Raw genomic sequence first — 16,348 nt, forward strand, 5'->3', positions numbered from 1 at the left:
CGGAACGTGCCCTATTGGGCAGCGCTCCGGTGCGTCACGTCTCGTCTAGGAAGCCACGGCCTGGGCTCGCTTCTTCCTGGACGGGATGATGTCGTCGATCAGACCATACGCCTTCGCCTCGTCCGCGTTGAGAATTTTGTCGCGTTCGATGTCCTTGCGGACTTCGGCGGAGGACTTGCCCGTGTGCCGGGCCACGATGTCCTCCAGCAGCGTGCGCATGCGGAGGATCTCGCGGGCCTGGATCTCGATGTCGCTGCCCTGGCCGCCGCCCTCGGTGGACGGCTGGTGGATCAGCACCCGGGCGTTGGGCAGCGCGAACCGCTTGCCCGGGGTGCCGCCGGCCAGCAGCACGGCCGCGGCGGACGCGGCCTGGCCGAGGCAGACGGTCTGGATCTCCGGCCGGACGAACTGCATCGTGTCGTAGATCGCCGTCATGGCCGTGAAGGAGCCACCCGGCGAGTTGATGTAGATGCTGATGTCACGGTCGGGGTCGAGCGACTCCAGCGTGAGCAGCTGGGCCATCACGTCGTTGGCCGACGCGTCGTCGATCTGCACCCCGAGGAAGATGATCCGGTCCTCGAAGAGCTTGTTGTACGGGTTCATCTCCTTCACGCCGTAAGACGTGCGCTCGACGAAGGAGGGGAGAACGTAACGGCTCTGAATGTTCATGTCAGCTCCCCCTAGGAAACCGGGCCCGCGGAGGGCACCTGACGCGCGCTGCGCACCACGTGGTCGATGAAGCCGTAGTCCTTGGCCTCCTCGGCCGTGAACCAGCGGTCACGGTCGGAGTCGGCCTCGATCTGGTCGAGCGGCTGCCCCGTGTGGAAGGCGATGCGCTCGGCCAGCGTCTTCTTCACGTAGAGCATCTGCTCGGCCTGGATGGCGATGTCGGCGGCGGTGCCACCGATGCCACCCGACGGCTGGTGCATCATCACCCGGGCGTGCGGCAGAGCGTAACGCTTGCCCCGCGCCCCCGCGGTGAGCAGGAACTGCCCCATGGAGGCGGCCATGCCCATCACCACGGTGGAGACGTCGTTAGGCACGTATTCCATCATGTCGTAAATCGCCATGCCCGCACTCACCGAGCCACCCGGCGAGTTGATGTAGAGCGTGATGTCGCGCTCGGGGTCGTCGGCCGCGAGCAGGAGCAGCTCCGCGCAGATGCGGTTGGCGATCTCGTCGTTGACCTCCTGCCCGAGCACGATGATGCGCTCGCGGAGCAGGCGCTGGTAAAGCTGGTCCTCAAGCCGGAAGGCGGAGCCGTTCTCACGGCCTCGAGACTCAGGCTGATAGAAGGTCGGCGGGCTGGTCACAGCGTCACCTTCCGATGCGTCGTAATCGATTGGCTTTGCTTGTGACCTTAACGCGCGCCGCCCACAGGTCATGCCCGGTCCCCCGGACTGTTCGCTGACGGCGCAGGTTCGGGGAGGCCGCCTCCTGTGGCCCTTCGCGGCTTCATGCGGCTTTCGTCCGGGTTCCCGCTCGCGGGGCGTCTGCCGGGCGGCTTCCCGTACCCCCCTCGGAGAGCCCTCAGAGGGCGCCTCGGGGTGCCGCGTGCGCGCGGCTCCCGCACGAGGGCGCCGGGCGGCTGCGGGAGCGGCAGCGGGCCTCTGAGCGCCCCGGAGCCCCGGGACGTCGCGGGCGGGCCACAATTCCCTCCCGAGGACGGCATATTTCCGGTCCGCCACCAAAAGCGGAAGCCCCCGGACCGTCAGGTCCAGGGGCTCCCGTCACTCCTGTGGCGTCAGGCCTCGGCCTTGTCCTCGGCAGGCTTGGCCTCGGAGCCGGCGTCGCCCTCGGCGGCAGCCTCGTCCTCGGCGACCGGCTCACCGTTGATCTCGGTGTAGATGGCCTTGAGGTCGACCTCGTTGCCGTCGGTGTCGACGACCTTGGCGGCGTCGCCCAGGACGGACTTGGCCTTGTCGCGCACGATCTCGACCATGGCCAGCGTGAGCTGGTCGTTGTCGGCGAGGTGCTTGGCCAGCTCGTTGGGCTGCACGCCCATCTCCATGGCGCGGCGGACCACGAAGTTGGTCAGCTCCTGCTCGGAGACGCCCAGCTCCTCGGCCTTGACGATCTTGTCGAGCACGAAGCCGACCTTGATCGCGCGGGCGGAGTTCTTCTCGAACTCCTCGAAGCGCTCCTCCTCCGTCGTCTGGTAGAGGCGGAAGAAGGCGTCACGGCTGAGGCCGCTCTCGGCCACCTGGTGGTCGAGGTTGTGCTTGCGGGCGTCGACCTCGGCCTTGAGCGCACTGTCGGGCAGCGGGATGTCGATCTTCTCGAGCAGCGCGTCGAGGGCCTTCTCGCGGGCCTGGACGACCTGGTCGATGAGCTTGTTGCGGCGGGCCTGCTCGCGGATGCTGTTCTTCAGCTCGTCGAGCGTGTCGAACTCGCTGGCGAGCTGCGCGAACTCGTCGTCGAGCTCGGGCAGCACCTTCTCCTTGACCGACTTGACGTTGATGATGACGTCGGCTTCCTCGCCGGCGTTCTCGCCACCGACCAGCTCGGTCTTGAAGCGCTTCTCCTCGCCCGCGGACATGCCCTCGAGGGCGTCGTCGAGGCCCTGCAGCACGGAGCCGGCGCCCACCTCGTAGGACACCTCGTTGGCCTGCTGCTCCTCGATGTTCTTGCCGTCGATCTCGGCGCGCAGGTCCATCACGACGAAGTCGCCCTTGGCCGCGGCGCGCTCCACGCCGGTGAGCGTGGCGAAACGCTGACGCAGCGCGTCGAGCTGCGCGTTCACGTCTTCGTCGGAGACCTCGGCGGAGTCGACCGTGACCTCGATGCCCTGGTAGTCGGGGACCTCGAAGTTGGGGCGGATGTCGACCTCGGCGGTGAACTCGATCTGCTCACCGTCGTCGATCTTCGTGACCTCGATGTCAGGCTGGCTGACGGGGAAGACGTCCGCCTCGTCGACGGCCTGGCCGTAAAGCTTGGGCACCGCGTCGTTGAGGGTCTCCTCCAGCACTACCGCCCGGCCGAAGCGCTGTTCGATGATGCGGGCCGGAACCTTGCCAGGCCGGAACCCGGGGACGCGCACCTGCTGCGCGACCTTCTTGTACGCCGCATCCATGCTCGGGCGCAGCTCGTCGAACGGCACCTCGACAGTGAGCTTGACCCGGGTCGGGCTGAGCTCCTCGACAGCGGTCTTCACGGAATGGTCTCCTTGATCAAGCTACGAGTGATCGCGGGCGCGTCCAATCGGTACGGCTCGCGCGCCGCGCCCACATGAGCGGTGTTGGGCATGCTCCGCAACGGCGGCATCCAACGCCGATGGCCAGTCTAGGGCAGATGCACACCCAACCACGACGCCGCCGCGGTCAGAACTCCTCCGCGATCGTCCTCAGCAGCTCGATCGTCTCATCCGGGGTCGTGCTCACGGCGCACAGCCGCTCCATCACCTCGGTGTATCGGTCCACGTCCTCACGCTTGTCCAGGTAGAGCGCGCTGGCGAGCTGCTCCACGTACACGACGTCGGGCAGGTCGCTGTCGGGGAAGCGCAGGATGCTGAACGCCCCGCCCTCCGCGCTGTGCCCGCCGAAGCTGAACGGCATGATCTGGATCGTGATGTTCGGCTGGCGCATCAGGTCGATGAGGTGCTCGATCTGCGCCCTCATCACCTCGGCCCCGCCGATGGGCCGCCTGAGCGCGGCCTCGTCGATCACGGCCCAGAAGACCGGCCCGTCAGGCCTGTCGAACATCCGCTGGCGCTCCAGCCGGAGATCCACCCTGCGGGCGATCTCCTCCGCCCCGATGCCCGCCGCTCCGGCGGTCACCACGGCCCTTGCGTACTCCTTGGTCTGCAGGAGTCCTGGCACGAACTGGACCTCGTAGGTCCTGATCCTGGCGGCGGCCTCCTCAAGGCCGACGTACGCCTGGAACCACGTGGGCAGGACATCGTTGAACCGGTGCCACCAGCCCGGCTCGTTGGCGGTGGCGACCAGGTCGAGTACGGCGGAGCGAGCCTGCTGATCCACGACCCCGTAAAGGGTCAGCAGGTCCGCCACGTCCCGTTCCTTGAACCCCACTCGGCCGAGTTCCATCCGGCTGATCTTGGACTCCGACCCCCTGATGAGGTGGCCGGCCTCCTCACGAGTGACGTTCTTCGCTTCCCTGAGCTTGCGCAGCTGGGAGCCCAGGAGGATGCGCAGCGCCGTCGGCCCGGAACCCGGCTGGTTCTGCGTCACTTTGCCTCCTATCAAGGTCCGCACACACAGTGACACCACATTGCCGGGTATGACAAGGTCTCAACCTCGTGTCCGGATTCGGAGATTTATCCCCAAAACGTCGCTTGCTGCTGCACATTGCAGCTGCACGTGCATTTGGGTCTTGCAGGTGCCGCGTTCGTGACCCATGATGGCTTAGTGCATATTGGGCCAAACATGCACTAACCAAGGCTGAACGGGGAGGTATCGGCGGCATGGTGGGAGACCCTCTGGCCACTGCCGATTGCCTGCAGATCACCCGCGAGGTGGGCTTCGACCACCTCCTGACGGGTGGCAAGCCGTACACGACCTCGTGCCCCTTGCCCTTCCAGGCCGACTCGGTGAAGACCGCCAGGGACGTCACCCGCAGGACACTGCGCGGCTGGGGGCTGCACGACCTCAGCGACGACGCCGCTCTGGTGGTCTCCGAGCTGGTCACGAACGCGGTCAGGTACGCGATGTACGCGGCGGGCCGCAGGGAGATCGAGCTGCTGCTGATGCGGGTCGCACCCCACGTGCTGCTCGCCGTGGCCGACCCCAGCGACGAGGTGCCGCGCCCCAAGGAGCCCGACTTCATCTCCGAGAACGGGCGCGGGCTCTACATCGTCGAGACCTACAGCCAGTGCTGGGGCTGGGACCCGCTGGCCCGCGGCGGCAAGGCCGTCTGGGCGCTGTTCCGCGCCGACGACTAGCCGCCTCCCTTTGGCCGACGACCAGCCGCCTCCCTTTACTCGCCCGTCACGCCGTCGATGCGCTCGCGCAGCAGGTCGGCGTGACCGTTGTGGCGGGCGTACTCCTCGATCATGTGGACGAGGATCCACCGGTGCGTGCAGTCCTGCCCGTTACGGTCGCCCACCGCGTCCAGCGGCTTGGCCGCCGAGATCGCGCGGGCCAGCCTCATCTCCTCCTCCCACGTGTCGAACGCCTCCTTCGCCGAAGCGGTGTCCACCTCGTTGAAGTCGGCGTCGTTGTCGCGGTCCTTGTCCCACAGCTTCGGCAGGTCCTCGCCGTTGAGCACCTTGCGGAACCACGACCGCTCCACGTGCGCCATGTGCCGGACCAGGCCCAGCAGCGACATCGTCGACGGCGGCGCGGAGCGCTCGCGCAGCTGCTCCTCCGACAGCCCGTCGCACTTCACCGCCAGGGTGCCGCGGTGCCATTCGAGCCAGTTGTTCAGCATCGTCCGCTCGTCGCCGTCGAAAGGCGGAGGGGTTCTCGTGTCCGTCACGAGCCCCGACCCTATCCCCCGCCGGTCCGCTCCCGTTGCAGCAGCAGGTACGCCGCCTCCCGTACGGTGTCGTCCCTGACGTTCGCCACGAACTCCTCCGGCGTGCTCCCGCACAGGCGGCGCAGCGCGGCGGAGCCGTCCAGAAGAGAGCGGATGAGCTCCGGCTGGGACGTCAGGCGGCGCGGCCGGCCGTCCCCCGGCGCCGCGACGCAGCCGTGCCGGCCCTCGTACACGAAGGGCGGCGGAAGAGGCGTGCCGTCCTCCAGCGTGACCGCGCTGGTCAGCGGGCGCCTGCGGTAGTTGGGCTCGGTGAGGTCGAGGGCGGCGAGCTGGCGCTCGTCGAGCCAGAGCACGAACAGCCTCGACGCCTCGCCCGGCGTCTCGATCGGCGCGGCCGGCACGTAGCCCCACCTGCTCACGTGCGCGGACACGCCGGGCGCGACCCCCGGCACCTCGGCGAGCGTCATCGGGACGACCGCGCGTACCCCATGATCGCGGAACTTCCTGCGGAGCTGACTGGGAGCGGCGTTCGAGCCGACCGCGACCACGCGGTGGCGGGCGTCCAGCGGCGCCTGACCCGCCGACGCCAGCAGGGCGGCGATCGCCGCCCCGCCCGCCCGCCACTCCCGCGGCACGTACGCGTCGTCCATCAGGACCCCCGAGCCGGGCGGGATCCGGCCCGGGTACGTGAGCGGAGCGGCCACGGGGTCGTCGGCGAACAGATCCATCCGTACAGGATGCCCCCCGGATGGACAGCGGCGCGCTTCCCAGGGCAGGCTGTAAGGCATGGCCACCCAACCTGACCAGCGCCTACGCGAGCTCACCCTGTTGCGCCGCGTGCGCGACAGGATCGACCGCGACTACGCGCAGCCGCTGGACGTGGAGGCGCTCGCGCGCGGCGTGCACCTCTCCGCGGGGCACCTGAGCCGGCTCTTCCGCGCCGCCTACGGCGAATCGCCCTACAGCTACCTCATGACCCGCCGCATCGAACGCGCCATGACGCTCCTGCGGCGCGGCGACATGTCCGTCACCGAGGTGTGCTTCGCCGTCGGCTGCTCGTCCCTCGGCACCTTCAGCACCCGCTTCTCCGAGCTGGTCGGCATGTCCCCCAGCACCTACCGCCGCCTGGCCGCCCGCGACGGCGCCGGCATCCCCAGCTGCGTCGCCAAGCAGATCATGCGGCCCAGCAGGCACCAGGAGACACTGCCCGCCGACGCCCGCCTATCGTGAGCCTATGAGCGTCATCATTCACCACACGTTCCTGCCCGCGGACGACCCGGACAAGTCGCTCGCCTTCTACCGCGACGCGCTCGGCTTCGAGGTACGCAACGACGTCGGCTACGGCGGCATGCGCTGGATCACCGTCGGCCCGCCCGACCAGCCGCAGACCTCGATCGTCCTCTACCCGCCGGGCGCCGACCCCGCCATCACCGACGCCGAGCGCCGCACGATCGCCGAGCTGATGGCCAAGGGCACCTACGCCAGCATCGTCCTCGGCGCCTCCGACCTGGAGGACACGTTCGAACGGCTGCGTGCCGGCGGGGCCGAGGTCGTGCAGGAGCCCCTCGACCAGCCGTACGGGGTGCGCGACTGCGCCTTCCGCGACCCGGCGGGCAACATGGTGCGCATCAACCAGCTCACCTGACGCAGCATCAGTGGCAACGCAGGTCGAGCCCCGGGTCCTGGCCCCAGTCGAAGAACTCCACGACGACGCTCTTGAACCCGTCCCGGTACCCGTACGGGCTGACGTACGCCCTGCCGGACAGCTCGGCGCCCGCGACCCCCTCGACCTTCGCGGACGCGTAGTAGGCCGCGATCTCGGCATCGGGCAGCCTCGTCCGCACGGTCATGCGGACCAGGAAGTCGCAATGGTTGCCGTTGCCCTCCTGGAGACCTACCGAGCCCTGCACGGCCGCGCTGCCGTCACGCTCCGTGCCGGGCGGGAGCTCCAGCCTGCTCACCCGCTCCTCCAGCCCGGCCAGCTTCCCGTCGTTGACCCATTGCGGGACCTTGACCGCCACGAGGGCGGCGAGGATCACCAGACACAGCACGAACGGCCACCTGCTCCGCCGCTTCGCTAAACCCTCCGGGGCCGCCTCCATCAGGACCATGCCATCCTCCACGCGCGCTCGTCAGCCGATCTCCATTCTGCTCGGCCTCACCGCCGCGCGGGGCAGGCCCGGTCGCCGCCATGTGGCACGTTAAGGACCATCAGACCGACCGAAAGGCGGCGGGATGCGCACGCACGGGACCGAAGCCTCTGCCGGCCGCAAGGCGGGACTCTGGCTGCCTGTCGCGGCGAACCTCGGGCTCGGCATCCCCGCGATCGTGCCGCTCTACCTGACGTGGTGGCTCGTGACCGAGTACCTGCCGATGGACTGCAGAAGCGTCGCGGACCTCGCCGAACCCGACCTGGCGAATTGCGGCTACCACACCCTGGACCACGCCCCGATCGTCATGCTCGCCCTGGCGGTGACCGGCCTGTTCGGGTTGGCAGCGGTGGTGGTGATCGACGTCGTCCTCCCGCTCAGGCACGGCCTGCGCCTGTCCTGGTGGCTCGGCGCCGCCGTACTCATCCCGGCGCCGTTCCTTGTGGGCCTGGCGCTGTCCTGACGCCCGCGAGCCGGCCTTCCTTCCACCGTCTCCTGGCCAGGTGTGGAAAATGATCGGAGGCGGCCATGGGGTTCCCGGCCGCCTACCATGCTTGGATGCCAAAGAAGTTCGATCTTCATTCGGCGCTCGCGACCGGAGTCCTCGGCCGGAGGAGTGCGTGGGAGTTCATCCGGGGCTTCGCCGCCGCGTGGTCGTCGGCCCCGATCCGGGACGGCGACGGCTATGACGGCTCCGAGCTCGCCGCCGCGGAGGAACGCCTTGGCCTCCGCCTTCCTACCGCTTTGAGAGAGGCGTACGCCCTCTTCGGGCTTCGGGAGGACCTGTGCGGCACCATGCATCGGCTGCAGCCACTGGACAGGCTCAGCGTCTCCCCGCCCTGGAACTTGCTCTCGTATCACGTGGAGAACCAGGGCGCCTGGGCGTGCGGAGTCCGACTCGCCGATCTCCATCTGGACGACCCACCCGTGGTCCATCTCCCCCCGTGCAGTTGCGAGGGTCACTCCGTCCATGGGGTCGCATGGATGGAACGGCTTTCCATGGACTGCATCGAACTGGTCCTGACCGAGTCGTTCTACAACACCTACGGCACCGACTGCCACCTGGGCATTTGGGGCGAACTCCGCCGAGACGAGGTTTCTCTGGTGGACCAGATGTTCCGGCCGCTCCCCTTCCCCTCGTATCCCAGTGATTCATCACCGTGTGTGCCAGGGAGCCGGTGGTATGCAGGCGACGACCTGTTGGTGTGCCTCAGTCCTTACATGTACGGCGGAGAGTTGCCACCAGGTGCTGACCGGGGCTGGTGGCACCGCCCAGGCAGTGTCGCGGACATCAATATCCGCGCACGGACGCCCGAGGCGCTGGAGGATGCTCGCAAGCGCCTTCCCCGTGTCTGGTTCGACTGGAGCTGACCCTCTTAGGGCTTGGTCACTCAGCTAGTCACTCAGATGGCCACCTCCGTGTCGGAAGTGGCCATCCAGCTGGTCGGGGCGACAGGATTTGAACCTGCGACTTCTTGCTCCCAAAGCAAGCGCGCTGCCAAGCTGCGCCACGCCCCGTCTCGCCGAGTGCGCATGCGCTCCGGGACTCCGGTACGCTTACGCCCTGACGACCGGATGAAGTCTAGACCAGAGTTCGACCGGTTCGCGCGGACGTAGCTCAATGGTAGAGCCCTAGTCTTCCAAACTAGCTACGCGGGTTCGATTCCCGTCGTCCGCTCCAGCAGGGCCGAGGGCCAGGTCATCCCCGTGATGGGGAGCCTGGCCCGAGGTTTTTCCAGGCGTCCAGGGTGGCCTCGGCGAGAGCTTTCATGCGGTGTCCGTATGTCTCGTGGCCGTCGAGGATGAAGCCGCCCTCGCCGTACGGGAGGTCGCAGAAGCCGGTGCGGAAGCGGGCGGGAGGGCCGCCGGCGGGCAGCGGGAGGTACGGGTCCAGGGGGCTCATGTCGTAGGCGGCGCGGGAGCGGTGGTTGTTGCGGGCCACCTGGTGGTCACGGAGGCGTTGTACGGCGTCGATGCCCTGGTCGAGGTAGAACTGCAGCCAGCGGTACTGGCTGTCGAGGTACTTCTCGTGGCCGCGTGACGGGTGCTGGAGGAGGTACACGCAGACCACGACGGCGTGCCACTTGTACATGTCGGGGTCGAGCTGTTCCTCGGCGAGGATCGTGTTGTAGTAGTCGGCGCACTCGCCGAGCGGTCCCGCCGGCGCGCCGCAGTCGCAATGAGCAGCCATGGCGGGTCACCCTAGCGACGTGGTGGTGCGGGCGTCCAAGGCATTTCGGGCGCTCCCGAGCCGGGATCGGAGCCTTCCGTGCGCTCGTAAGCTGTGATCGATGCGTGTGCGACCGATCTCCCGTGAGGCTCTCGTCGAGGAGCTGGCCGAGCTGGTCGCCGCCCGTCCCGCACGTGCGTGGGTGCGGGTGGCGGTGGACGGGGCGCCGCCCGCGCGGCCGGGGGCGCTGGCGGACGAGCTGGTCGCGCCCCTGCGGTTGCGGGGCCGGCCCGTGGTGCGGGTGTCGGCGGGCGACTTCCTGCGGCCCGCCTCGCTGCGGCTGGAGTACGGCAGGACCGATCCCGACGCCTTCTACGACGACTGGCTCGACGTCAAGGCGTTGCGCAGGGAGGTGCTGGATCCGCTGGAGCCGGGCGGGTCGGGGCGGGTGCTGCCGGCGTTGTGGGACAGCGGGATCGATCGGGCGTACCGGATGCCGTACACGGAGCTGGCGCCTGGCGGGGTGGTGCTGGTGGACGGGGCGTTGCTGCTGGGGCGGGGGCTGGCGTTCGACGTGAGCGTGCACGTGTGGCTGTCGCCGGGGGCGCTGGAGCGGGGGACGCCCGAGGGTGAGCGGTGGACGCTGCCCGCCTACGGGCGGTACGAGCGGGAGGCGCGGCCCCAGGAGGCGGCCGACGTCGTGGTGCGGGCCGACCATCCGGACCGGCCGGCCGTCCTGCTCCGCTGACCATCGGGAACGAGTGGTCAGCGGGGCGCGGGCGGCGCAGACTGAAGCGATGATGCCCAGCCACTGGTACAACATCGTCCCCGACCTTCCCGCACCGCCCCCTCCGCCGCTGCATCCGGCCACGCGGCGGCCCGTGGGGCCCGACGACCTGGCGCCGCTGTTCCCCATGGAGCTCATCGGGCAGGAGGTCAGCGGCGAGCGGTACGTCCTGATCCCGGAGGAGGTGCTGGACGTCTACCGGCTGTGGCGGCCGACGCCGCTGATCCGGGCGCGCCGGCTGGAGCGGTCGCTGGGCACCCCGGCCAGGATCTACTACAAGTACGAGGGCGGCTCCCCCGCCGGCTCGCACAAGCCGAACACGGCGGTGCCGCAGGCGTACTACAACGCGCGCGAGGGCGTGCGGTTGCTGACGACCGAGACGGGCGCGGGCCAGTGGGGTTCGGCGCTGGCGTTCGCGTGCGCGCAGTTCGGCCTGGAGTGCCGGATCTGGATGGTACGCGCGTCCTACGATCAGAAGCCGTACCGTCACGCCCTCATGCGCGTGTACGGCGCGACGGTGCACGCGAGCCCGTCACCGGTGACGAGCGCGGGCGGCAAGGTGCTGGCGGCGGATCCCGGCTCGCCCGGCAGCCTGGGCATCGCGATCAGCGAGGCGGTGGAGGTGGCGGCGGCGACGTCCGACGCCAGGTACGCGCTCGGCTCGGTGCTCAACCACGTGCTGCTGCACCAGACGGTGATCGGCGAGGAGGCGCTGGCCCAGCTCCCTGAGCCGCCCGACGTGGTCATCGGCTGCACCGGCGGCGGCTCGAACTTCGCCGGCCTGGCCTTCCCGTTCCTGCGCGAGAAGCTGGCGGGGCGCTCGCGGACGGTGTTCCGGGCGGTGGAGCCGGCGGCCTGCCCGTCGTTCACGGGCGGCACGTACGCCTACGACTTCGGTGACACGGCCGGGTTCACGCCGCTGCTGAAGATGCACACGCTGGGGCACTCGTTCGTGCCGGACCCGATCCACGCGGGCGGGCTGCGTTATCACGGCATGTCGCCGCTGCTGTCGCACATGTACGAGCTGGGCCTGTTCGAGGCGGTCACCCGCAGCCAGAACGAGTGCTTCGAGGCCGGTGTCCGCTTCGCGCGGACGGAGGGCATCCTGCCGGCGCCGGAGCCGACGCACGCGCTGGCGGAGACGATCGCCGAGGCGCTGCGTTGTAAGGAGAGCGGCGAGGAGAAGGTGATCCTGACCGCGTTGTGCGGTCATGGTCATTTCGATCTGGGTGCTTATGAGCGGTATCTGGCGGGTGAGCTGGAGGACTACACGCTGCCTCGGGAGCGCATTCAGCAGGCGCTCTCCGAGTTGCCGTCCTGATCTCGCGGGGTGATCGCTCGGGCTTCGGGCGACCCGTCGTCCTGAGTGCGAGGGTGGCCGCTCGCGGGCGGGCGGCCACCCGACGGCGTCATCGTGCTGTGGGGCGCTTGCCGTGGTTGGCCTTCTTCTTCTTGCGTGCCTTGCCCTTGCGTGCGCGCCTGGCCATGAGCTCGCCTCCGGTGTGCCTGCGGCTGATCGGTGAGCCCTCACCGTCTCCCGCCGCGCTGACCAGCGCAAGCGTTCCGCCGTAACTAACATTCCCCAACAATTCCGTGTCATAATTTGGTGGAATCTGTTGGAAGGAGCGGGCGTGCTCGCACAGCAGCGTCAGCAGGCGATTCTCGAACGCGTGCGCAGCAACGGCGGCGTCCGGGTGGCCGATCTCGTCCGCGAGCTCGGCGTCTCCGACATGACCATCCGCCGCGACCTCGAGGTGCTGGCCGAGCGCGGGCTGCTGGAGAAGGTGCACGGCGGCGCGACCGCGCTCGGCCCGGGCTCCACGGAGGAGCCGGGCTTCACCGCCAAGTCCGCCCGCCAGCAGCCGGAGAAGGAGGCCATCGCGCGGCACGCGGCCACGCTCGTCCGCCCCGGCACGGCCGTGGCGCTGTCGGCGGGCACCACCACGTGGGCGCTGGCCCGTCACCTGATCGGCGTGCCCGAGCTGACCGTGATCACCAATTCGATCCCGGTCGCCGACGTCTTCCACCGCAACCCGCGCGCCGACCGCACGGTCGTGCTGACCGGCGGCGTACGCACGCCGTCCGACGCCCTGGTGGGCCCGGTCGCCGTGGCCGCGATCCGCCGCCTGCACGTGGACACGCTCTTCCTGGGCGTGCACGGCATGAGCGTGCGCGCCGGGTTCACCACGCCCAACCTGCTGGAGTCCGAGACCGACAGGGAGCTGGTGGCGGCCGCGACCCGGCTGGTCGTCCCGGCCGACCACACGAAGTGGAACACCGTCGGCATCAGCACCATCGCCGAGCTGAGCGAGGCCGACGTGGTCATCAGCGACGCGGGGCTGCCGCAGGACGCACGCACCGAGCTGGCCGAACGGGCCGGCGAACTGATCATCGCGGAGGCCTCCTCTTGAAGCGCACCATCACCCATCTGGCCGACGGCCGGGAGCTGATCTACTTCGACCGGCGTGACGACGCCGACCGGAGCGCGATCGACCGGCGGGCCCTGGAGCCGCGCCCGGTGGCCTCGGAGCTGCGTTACGACCCGCTGACGGAGGAGTGGATCGCGATCGCCGGGCACCGGCAGACGCGTACGTTCCTGCCGACCGGCGGCACGGCCGAGTGCCCGCTGTGCCCGTCGTCGGAGACGCGCTCGTCGGAGATCCCGTCCTATGACTACGACGTGGTGGTGTTCGAGAACCGTTTCCCGTCCTTCTCCACTAATTTCGGCACTTATGAGGACCCGGGCGGGCTGAGCGAGGTCCGTCCGGCGGTGGGCCGGTGCGAGGTGGTGTGCTTCACCTCCGACCACGACTCCTCCTTCTCCCAGCTGTCCGACTCCCAGGTGGAGCTGGTCATGGAGGCGTGGGCCGACCGCACGGCAGAGCTGTCCCAGATCGAGGGCGTGGAGCAGGTGTTCTGCTTCGAGAACCGGGGGGCGGAGATCGGCATCACGCTCGCACATCCGCACGGGCAGATCTACGCCTACCCGTACGTCACGCCCAGGACGAAGCTGCAGCTCGGCGCCGCGCGGCGGTACACGAAGGGGAACCTGTTCGCCGACGTGCTGGCCGCCGAGCGGGAGGCCGGGGTGCGGGTGGTGGCCGCCAACGAGCTGTGGACGGCGTTCGTGCCGGCCGCCGCGCGCTGGCCGTTCGAGGTGCACGTGTATCCGCACCGGCAGGTGCCGGACCTGGCGGCGCTGACGGAGGCGGAGCGGGCGGCGTTCGCGCCGCTCTACACCTCGGTGCTGCGAGCGTTCGACGGGTTGTTCGGCGTGGTGATGCCGTACATCGCGGCCTGGCACCAGGCGCCGGTGCGGGTCGACAGGGAGCTGGGCTACCTGCATCTGGAGCTGTTCAGCATCAGGCGGGCGGCGAACAAGCTCAAGTACCTGGCGGGCTCGGAGTCGGCGATGGGGGCGTTCGTGAACGACGTGCTGCCGGAGGAGGCGGCGCGGCTGATTCGATCACAGATAGATCACTAATAGATTTCTAGTTAAGGTCGCATGACTCGTGATCTACCACTAATATCCCCATATGCACCGGCCGTAACGGCCGTAGCACGCCTAATCCCGGGCGCCTCGCCCGGGAGCCGGGGACCCAAACCGCACCTGGGGTGAATCCGCTACGGCGGTAGGGAATCGCACCTCCCTTGCCCGAACCCGTCAGCTAACCCGGCCGGCAGAGGGAGAGGAACATCCACGTGGCGGCTTCGTCCCCCGCGATTCTTGCCATCGGACTCATCACCGCCACCGCCGTCGCCTTCTCGGCGGCCCCCGTGTCGGCGGCGCCCAAACCGACCGAAGCCGAGCTCCGCGCCCAGCTCAAGCAGCTCAACAGCAAGGTCGACAAGCTCATCGAGAAGTACAACCTCAAGCGCGTCGAGCTGGCCAAGGCCGAGGACGCCGCCAAGGCCGCCGCGGCCAGGGCCGCCGCCGCCGAGCGGACGCTGACCGAGGCCGAGCAGCGCGTCGCCGACATCGCCCGCCTGCGCTACCAGAACGGCGACCCCTCCGCGCTGCCCGGCTTCCTGCTCCCCACGGACGCCGACACCGCCGCCCTGCTCGAACAGCTCACCGCCGAGCAGCAGGCCCTCGTCGCCACCGTCGCCAAGGCCCGCGACGACAAGAAGAAGGCCAGCGAGGAGGCCGCCGCCCTGACGGACAAGATCAAGGCGGACGCCGCCGAGGTCGACAAGCAGCGCGACGAGGCCGAGGACGTCATCGACGACATCAAGGACAAGCTGGAGGACCTCGTCCCCTTCGGCACGGGCCGCAACTCCGACGGCTCCTGGGCCCCCGAGCTGCCCTCGGGCTCCGACAACATCACCTCCCGCACGCGGCTGATGAAGGCCCAGGTGGAGAAGAACTTCGCGCTGCCGTTCGCGGTCGGCTGCTTCCGTTCGGGCTCCAGCGGCGAGCACCCGCTCGGGCGGGCCTGCGACTTCATGATGAGCTCGGGCGGCTCGATGCCGACCGCCGCGAACCAGGCGCTCGGCGACCGCATCGCCGCCTGGGCGCTGCAGAACAAGGACAAGCTGGGCGTCAAGTACGTGATCTGGAAGCAGCGCATCAACCAGGGCTCCGGCTGGCGGGCGATGTCCGACCGGGGCAGCATCACCGAGAACCACTACGACCACGTGCACATCTCGATGAACTAGCCCCCGGCCCGCACGATCTTGACCTCCGGGTGACGCGGCGACGGCTCGTCCAGCACGGGCCGTCGCTGTGCCTTGAGGTGCAGGTCGAGAAAGGCCGCCACGTACGTGCGGGTCAGCTCGGCCGCGCGCGGCCCGGTCAGGGCGCCGTACGCGGGCGTGAGGCCGAGCGCGCCGGCCAGCAGCGGCCCGTCGGTGAACGCCTGGTGGTCCGCCCCCTTCACCACGATCCACCGCTTCCACCCGGCCAGCAGATCCCAGTCGCGCTCCCACGACGGGTCCCGGCCGCCGGGGACGTGCTCCGGCGCGCCGAGGAACAGGAACGGCCTGGTGAAGCCGCTCTTCGGGATCCTCGCGTACGTGCTGCCGTCCATGTCGATCCCGGCGCGGATCCGCGCGTCCTTCACCATGGCCGCCACCGCGGCGGCCCCGCCGATCGACTGGCCGGCCATCGCGATCCTGGAGCGGTCGATCACCTTCGAGCCGGCCCACTTCGACGGCAACTGATCGAGCACGAACGAGACGTCCGCCGCCCGCCCGGCGGAGACGACCGCGCCGAACCCGGGGTCCGCGTCACTGTCGCAGGCCAGGCACTCGGCGATCGTGCCGTCTTCCAAAGTCGTGGCGTAGCTCTCGTACGGATGGTCGATCCCGGCCACGACGTATCCCCGGCTGGCCAGGTCCTCGGCCAGTGAGGTGAGGGTGCTGACCGGCTTGGTGAACCCCGGCGAGAGCACCACCAGGGGAAGCTTCCGCCCAGCGGGCGCGGCGTCCACCACGGCGTTCGTCCGCGTCCTGCTCAGCGTGTCGTACGGCGCGCTCGCGATCCTGCCGCCCTTCAGGAGCAGCTCGGACTCCTCGGCCGTCATGTACGGCGCCGGCGGCCCGTCCCGCTGCTCGGTCGGGTACCAGAGGGTCACCTTCAGCTCTCTGACCTTGGCGTCGAGGTTCCAGGGATCGGGACGGGAGGCGTCCTTGAGGTGCAGGACGGTGGTGCCGACGGGGTGCGGGCCGGTGGGCGCGGGCAGGGTGGCGGGGCCGGACGGCGGGGGTGACACGGCGGCGGCCCTGGGCGGGGCGGGCGCCGTACAGGCGGAGGCGGCGAGGACGGCCAGGCCGGCGAGCGCCACCGCGATCGGTCTCATGGGGCGA

At 69.5% G+C, this 16,348-nt stretch carries 20 protein-coding genes, 2 tRNA genes and 1 riboswitch; of the genes, 11 read left to right on the forward strand and 11 right to left on the reverse strand.

Features of this window, described 5'->3' with window-relative positions:
• Positions 1-45: 45 nt before the first annotated feature.
• From KIS93_RS20415 to KIS93_RS20430, 4 genes are all read right to left on the reverse strand, one after another.
• Positions 46-669 carry an ATP-dependent Clp protease proteolytic subunit gene (locus KIS93_RS20415; RefSeq protein ID WP_080046146.1) on the reverse strand — a complete coding sequence of 208 codons (624 nt, stop codon included), beginning with the start codon at positions 667-669 and terminating at the stop codon, positions 46-48.
• Between the two features lie 11 nt (positions 670-680).
• Positions 681-1,313 carry a ClpP family protease gene (locus KIS93_RS20420; RefSeq protein WP_080046145.1) on the reverse strand — a complete coding sequence of 211 codons (633 nt, stop codon included), beginning with the start codon at positions 1,311-1,313 and terminating at the stop codon, positions 681-683.
• Positions 1,314-1,744: 431 nt separating this feature from the next.
• Complete coding sequence (gene tig / locus KIS93_RS20425; protein ID WP_080046144.1) at positions 1,745-3,154, reverse strand: trigger factor; 1,410 nt, start codon at positions 3,152-3,154, stop codon at positions 1,745-1,747.
• 166 nt (positions 3,155-3,320) lie between these two features.
• Positions 3,321-4,187 (reverse strand): helix-turn-helix domain-containing protein, encoded by an 867-nt coding sequence (locus KIS93_RS20430; RefSeq protein ID WP_080046143.1) that lies wholly within the window; start codon positions 4,185-4,187, stop codon positions 3,321-3,323.
• A 233-nt stretch (positions 4,188-4,420) separates the two neighbouring features.
• Between KIS93_RS20430 and KIS93_RS20435 the strand changes: the two genes are divergently transcribed.
• Positions 4,421-4,897, forward strand: a complete 477-nt coding sequence (locus KIS93_RS20435; protein WP_080046142.1) for an ATP-binding protein — start codon at positions 4,421-4,423, stop codon at positions 4,895-4,897.
• 35 nt (positions 4,898-4,932) lie between these two features.
• Here the strand turns inward: KIS93_RS20435 and KIS93_RS20440 are convergent, their stop codons facing one another.
• Entirely contained in the window at positions 4,933-5,433 is a 501-nt protein-coding gene (locus KIS93_RS20440; protein ID WP_230465885.1) for a DinB family protein, read from the reverse strand.
• 11 nt (positions 5,434-5,444) lie between these two features.
• Positions 5,445-6,161: a hypothetical protein gene (locus tag KIS93_RS20445; protein WP_080046141.1), complete on the reverse strand. Its 717-nt coding sequence runs from the start codon at positions 6,159-6,161 to the stop codon at positions 5,445-5,447.
• Positions 6,162-6,219: 58 nt separating this feature from the next.
• On the opposite strand from KIS93_RS20445, the gene KIS93_RS20450 reads away from it, so the two are divergent.
• On the forward strand, positions 6,220-6,663 hold the full coding sequence (locus tag KIS93_RS20450) for a helix-turn-helix transcriptional regulator (protein WP_080046140.1): 444 nt from the start codon (positions 6,220-6,222) through the stop codon (positions 6,661-6,663).
• A 4-nt stretch (positions 6,664-6,667) separates the two neighbouring features.
• The gene (locus tag KIS93_RS20455; protein WP_080046139.1) at positions 6,668-7,078 is read left to right on the forward strand and encodes a VOC family protein; all 411 of its coding nucleotides are present in this window, start codon (positions 6,668-6,670) and stop codon (positions 7,076-7,078) included.
• Between the two features lie 7 nt (positions 7,079-7,085).
• Here the strand turns inward: KIS93_RS20455 and KIS93_RS20460 are convergent, their stop codons facing one another.
• The gene (locus KIS93_RS20460; protein WP_155129364.1) at positions 7,086-7,484 is read right to left on the reverse strand and encodes a hypothetical protein; all 399 of its coding nucleotides are present in this window, start codon (positions 7,482-7,484) and stop codon (positions 7,086-7,088) included.
• Positions 7,485-7,668: 184 nt separating this feature from the next.
• Between KIS93_RS20460 and KIS93_RS20465 the strand changes: the two genes are divergently transcribed.
• Complete coding sequence (locus KIS93_RS20465; protein ID WP_080046137.1) at positions 7,669-8,046, forward strand: hypothetical protein; 378 nt, start codon at positions 7,669-7,671, stop codon at positions 8,044-8,046.
• 95 nt (positions 8,047-8,141) lie between these two features.
• Positions 8,142-8,954 (forward strand): SMI1/KNR4 family protein, encoded by an 813-nt coding sequence (locus KIS93_RS20470; protein WP_155129361.1) that lies wholly within the window; start codon positions 8,142-8,144, stop codon positions 8,952-8,954.
• Positions 8,955-9,024: 70 nt separating this feature from the next.
• Here the strand turns inward: KIS93_RS20470 and KIS93_RS20475 are convergent.
• Positions 9,025-9,101 (reverse strand) — tRNA-Pro (locus KIS93_RS20475).
• A gap of 89 nt (positions 9,102-9,190) precedes the next feature.
• Here KIS93_RS20475 and KIS93_RS20480 point away from each other — a divergent pair.
• Positions 9,191-9,264, forward strand: a tRNA-Gly gene (locus KIS93_RS20480).
• Positions 9,265-9,282: 18 nt separating this feature from the next.
• On the opposite strand, the gene KIS93_RS20485 is transcribed toward KIS93_RS20480, so the two are convergent.
• On the reverse strand, positions 9,283-9,774 hold the full coding sequence (locus tag KIS93_RS20485) for a DUF5946 family protein (protein ID WP_080046135.1): 492 nt from the start codon (positions 9,772-9,774) through the stop codon (positions 9,283-9,285).
• A gap of 100 nt (positions 9,775-9,874) precedes the next feature.
• On the opposite strand from KIS93_RS20485, the gene KIS93_RS20490 reads away from it, so the two are divergent.
• Together KIS93_RS20490 and KIS93_RS20495 are read left to right on the forward strand one after the other, a co-directional pair.
• On the forward strand, positions 9,875-10,501 hold the full coding sequence (locus KIS93_RS20490) for a nucleoside/nucleotide kinase family protein (protein ID WP_080046134.1): 627 nt from the start codon (positions 9,875-9,877) through the stop codon (positions 10,499-10,501).
• 13 nt (positions 10,502-10,514) lie between these two features.
• On the forward strand, positions 10,515-11,861 hold the full coding sequence (locus tag KIS93_RS20495; protein WP_268966922.1) for a TrpB-like pyridoxal phosphate-dependent enzyme: 1,347 nt from the start codon (positions 10,515-10,517) through the stop codon (positions 11,859-11,861).
• An 88-nt stretch (positions 11,862-11,949) separates the two neighbouring features.
• Here KIS93_RS20495 and KIS93_RS69010 read toward each other — a convergent pair whose 3' ends face one another.
• On the reverse strand, positions 11,950-12,027 hold the full coding sequence (locus KIS93_RS69010) for a 50S ribosomal protein bL37 (protein ID WP_371252575.1): 78 nt from the start codon (positions 12,025-12,027) through the stop codon (positions 11,950-11,952).
• Positions 12,028-12,171: 144 nt separating this feature from the next.
• Between KIS93_RS69010 and KIS93_RS20500 the strand changes: the two genes are divergently transcribed.
• From KIS93_RS20500 to KIS93_RS20510, 3 genes are all read left to right on the forward strand, one after another.
• Positions 12,172-12,951: a DeoR/GlpR family DNA-binding transcription regulator gene (locus tag KIS93_RS20500; protein WP_080046132.1), complete on the forward strand. Its 780-nt coding sequence runs from the start codon at positions 12,172-12,174 to the stop codon at positions 12,949-12,951.
• The gene (galT, locus tag KIS93_RS20505) at positions 12,948-14,024 is read left to right on the forward strand and encodes a galactose-1-phosphate uridylyltransferase (RefSeq protein ID WP_080046131.1); all 1,077 of its coding nucleotides are present in this window, start codon (positions 12,948-12,950) and stop codon (positions 14,022-14,024) included. The genes KIS93_RS20500 and galT overlap by 4 nt, the downstream gene beginning before the upstream one ends.
• Before the next feature lie 68 nt (positions 14,025-14,092).
• Positions 14,093-14,237: riboswitch (cyclic di-AMP (ydaO/yuaA leader) on the forward strand.
• A 5-nt stretch (positions 14,238-14,242) separates the two neighbouring features.
• Positions 14,243-15,199 (forward strand): coiled-coil domain-containing protein, encoded by a 957-nt coding sequence (locus tag KIS93_RS20510; protein ID WP_080046130.1) that lies wholly within the window; start codon positions 14,243-14,245, stop codon positions 15,197-15,199.
• Here KIS93_RS20510 and KIS93_RS20515 read toward each other — a convergent pair.
• Entirely contained in the window at positions 15,196-16,341 is a 1,146-nt protein-coding gene (locus tag KIS93_RS20515; RefSeq protein WP_080046129.1) for an alpha/beta hydrolase family protein, read from the reverse strand. The genes KIS93_RS20510 and KIS93_RS20515 overlap by 4 nt on opposite strands.
• Positions 16,342-16,348: the final 7 nt, after the last annotated feature.

It is taken from the genome of [Actinomadura] parvosata subsp. kistnae (assembly GCF_900323885.1).
Classification (GTDB): domain Bacteria; phylum Actinomycetota; class Actinomycetes; order Streptosporangiales; family Streptosporangiaceae; genus Nonomuraea; species Nonomuraea composti.